The following is a 4,144-nucleotide window of genomic DNA, read 5'->3' as shown; positions in this document are numbered from 1 at the left end:
GATGACCCTCTATTGTATAACCATCATTTAACAAAATAGGATCATACCGCCATACCACCCGTTCCCGTCCAAGTTTTTTGGATAGCTCCTTTACAGTACCAATAATATCTTTTTTATCCCGGAGATTTGTCTCCACATCATGTCCATAAGGCGTTAAGGACACCTGCACATAATAGTTGTAATCTTTAAGATTATTCAATCTCTTTAACATAGGGGCCGGATCCTTAGTCCAAAACACAATGCAATCTACATAGTCAGGCTTTAAAGATATACGGCTTACCTGCTTTCGATTGAACGGATTTACCACATCAGCATAGCCCGCCTTTAACCTTTGGCAAAACCAGTCAAAGTAAAAAGCTGGTATATCCGTCCGCCTGCTGGCACTAATTATCATAAAATATCACCACTTAGCTACATAACCCTAGCATTATAGTTTATGCCATCGATAACCTTTCTGATTCCTGCCCAGACAGATAAATCAGTAAAAATATCAACTACGCTGCCTTGGTCAGTGAATGGTGACTCCTGCAGCACAGAAAGGTCCGTCATCATGCCATTATGAACAATGTATTCCACAATCTGATTCACGAAATAAATTTGTCTACTATCAAGATTAGTGTCATCCAAAAACTCTGCAAAAGCTTCCTTAACGGCATTCATATCCAGTCCTACAATTTCACGCACCAATTCACCAAGCGGCTTATGACCATATTCTCGCTCATAATCTTTTTGAGACCCAACTTCACTCCATAAAATTTTTTCCAATGATTCTATATCCAACCGTGTTAATGGCTGGTTTGATCTTAGCTTAGCAATAGCAGCATTATCTATATGCTGACGAATATAAAACTCAGCTTTGGCCTTATAATTTTTCAAATCATCATTTTCCAGCTCAGACTCATTCCATTCATAACTCAATATATCGTCAGTAAAATCCGTGTCGTAACGAACTTGATTACGAGGTATATATTTCATGAGATTTCTAAGATTTTCCCTTATATGCTCAAGCTCATCAATCCCCGCCCGCTCCACATAATCTGTGTGCAAAATTGTATTAATAAGCTCCTTTTGAGCAACAATCTCCGGAATATTGGCAACTGAAGCAATTCCACTTACCTTTTTGATAAGGTCAGTTTTAAGCTTTCCGTACTTTTCGCCAGCAAGCTGAGCTAACTCCAAGCCATAAATCAATGCATCAAAACGCACTGCTGTAGCCTCATCATTATCCGGCAACACCAATGGTGCCAGTTCTTCCCGCACCAACAATGTATCTTCATAGGATATAGCATTGTAATTTTCAGCCTTTGAATATAGATCAACATACTTTATATGCTGTCTTACGGCAAAATTTTCTCTGTTCAGTTCCTTAACTTTCTCAACCATGGCATCAACCAACGATTTACGGAACTCCATCAGCCTATCCGTCTGATATTTTATATCCTGCAGCTTGTAAACAATCTGGAACATCAAATTGAAGATAGCCCCCTGCAAAGCCATCCTGGTTACAGCCTTTTTTCCTTCTCCCATACGGAAAAATTCAAAATTGCCGCAAAAATCGAATATATAAAACTTACTCTTGTCTTCTCCATCAATAAGTCCCGGACAGCATCTAGTACCACGGCCAATCATCTGCCAAAACTTGGCCTTACTCATAACCTTCTTGAAGAAGACCAAATTCAAAACTTCCGGCACATCGATTCCAGTGTCCAGCATATCAACGGATATAGCAATTTGCGGCATTTTCTTGCTGTCAGAAAATTCATCAATAGCACTCTGACTATATGTCATGTAATTATCAATGACCTTGGCAAAGGCCTGTCCATTATTATTCTTGGCAAGATGTGGATATTCCTTATTGAATACTTCTAAAATCTTCTCCGCATGCTTATGATTTTTGGCAAAAATAATCGTCTTGCCTATCATCTCACCATAATTTACTTTCAAGCTGTCCTTCATAACGATATCAAGCACCTGACGAATGGTGTCCTCATTAAACAGCCACGTATTAATAGCAGAAGAGCTGATTTTCTCAGGAAGATTTCCGTCCTCATCCTCAAAAGTATCCTCATACTCTTCCTTTTCTTCATCCGACAGTTCATCATAGCTAATTCCCTGCTCAATAAACTTTAGGACTGTTTCCACAGACATATAATCCACTAAATAGCCATCTTTTACTGCCTGTGCCAAGTCATATCCATAAGTAGGCACACCATTTTCCAGCTCAAAAATTGAATAGGTATTTTTATCAATATCCTCTTTTGGCGTAGCGGTCAAACCAACAAGACAGGCATCAAAATAATTGAAAATATCCTTGTATTTGTTATAAATGGACCGATGGGCTTCATCACATATAACCAAATCAAAATGACCGCTGGTGAACAGTTTTCCCGTATCATCTTTTATCACATCAATACAGTTCATCATGGTCTGATAGGTGGAAAATACGCAATGAGCCGTATAATTATCTTTATCTTCACATAAATTAGTGCACGACAAATCTGGCAGTAAATTCACAAAGCTGCGCTTTGCCTGCGTAACCAATGAATTACGATCTGCCAAAAACAATATATTTTTTATCCAGCCAGCATCCAATAAAACCTTACAAAGGGCAATAACCGTTCTGGTTTTACCAGAGCCCGTGGCCATAACCAGCAGTGCCTTACGACGATTTTTTCGATCAAAACTGTCACATACAGACTTAACTGCACCCTCTTGGTAATATCTTCCGGCAATATCCTTATCTACATAGATATTTTTTAAGCTGGTGCGCATTGCCTGTAAATTAAACAGCTTTTTCAAATCCCGCTTTGAATAGATTTCTGCCACTTTACGCTCTGGGTATTGATTATCTATTATTCTGGTATCAAAACCATTTGTAAGAAATACCACAGGTCTTCTGCCATACTGTTTCTCGATAATATCCGCATACAATTTGGCTTGCTGCCGCCCCTTTACCACATCCACGCAAGTCCTCTTTGCTTCCACAACGGCCAAAGGTCTATGGGCTTCATCGTACAACACATAATCTGCCAGCCCGACCTCCGATTTATTTAGCATACCAGGAAGCTCTACTTCATTCATCCAGTTTTTGCCCTCTGTCCAGCCGGCAGCTATTAGCATAGTGTCGATATAAATTTTCCGTGTCTTATATTCGGACAAATCCAGTGGCTTTTCAACATAGGTCTGCTGCTTCTCCGCCCGGCGGGAAGATAATTCTTCCTTCAACGCAGCATTTTCCTGACGAAGCTTCTCTATATCTACATCCTTCTGGGCAGAATTCTTTATTTCCCGTTCAAGCTCCGCCTTAACATCCTGACTCTGCTGGCGGGACTCCTTAATCTTTTTTACTCTGTCTTCAATCAAATGGTGATTGAATTTCTGTTCCTCGTAATGCTCCGAATAACAATAGGCGATATAATCCAAAAAAATAAACAGATTTTCCAAGCATAACGTGGCCTCATCCCGGCCAAGTTTTTTGCTTCCATGGGCCACATTATTGCCACAACGACGGATAAAATCCATCCTCTTCCACAAATCAGGGCCAACAATCTGTCTATATTCTTCAGCGTTCATCAAACTTTGCAGGTTATTCTGATATGGCACAGACAAATCTTTATCTACGGAATACATCCATTTTACAGCGAATTCCATTGCCCTACGGCTATTGATAATACTAGCCTCAGGGTCCAGCAATATTATTTTTTCTGCTGAAATTGCCACATCAGAAAAGCTGTTAAATTGTGGGTCTTGCTTTAGATAATCAAAATTAGTGTACATTTTCTTATATCTCCTAATAATGAACTATTAAAGTCATGGTTCAACCCATAGTATTTAGACTTTCCCTTATTATACCTCGGTTTTTAAGGGAAAGTTTGATTATTTAAGGGAAATTTACCAAAAACAGAGACTTTTATAACAGAGACGATTTTGCCGCTCTCGGCAAAATCGTCTAAAAAAACGCTCCAACGTTTACAATCAATATTCATGCGCTATCCAATACTTTTTGGACGACAAATTTTGATTTGTCGACTTGTTTGACAAAGTCAGCAAATTCATTTTGTAATTCCATAGGCGGAACAAAAAACTCTTTTTCTTCCAATTTTGACTTGGACAATATCCCCTTTAATGCCATGTTAATATCTTC

The 4,144-nt window shown here is 39.0% G+C and carries 2 protein-coding genes; both read right to left on the bottom strand.

All coding sequences use genetic code 11. The features are described 5' to 3' along the window. Window positions 1-394, bottom strand: a 394-nt coding sequence (locus tag Q0Y54_RS11990) for a DUF1848 family protein (RefSeq protein WP_297968330.1), incomplete at its 3' end; no start/stop codon positions are given. Window positions 395-411: 17 nt separating this feature from the next. Beyond that, on the bottom strand, window positions 412-3,777 hold the full coding sequence (locus Q0Y54_RS11985; RefSeq protein WP_297968328.1) for a DEAD/DEAH box helicase family protein: 3,366 nt from the start codon (window positions 3,775-3,777) through the stop codon (window positions 412-414). Window positions 3,778-4,144: the final 367 nt, after the last annotated feature.

Origin of the sequence: uncultured Anaerovibrio sp. (assembly GCF_947302755.1) — a bacterium.
Lineage (GTDB): Bacteria > Bacillota > Negativicutes > Selenomonadales > Selenomonadaceae > Anaerovibrio.
This window is presented reverse-complemented; position numbering and strand designations above follow the sequence as displayed.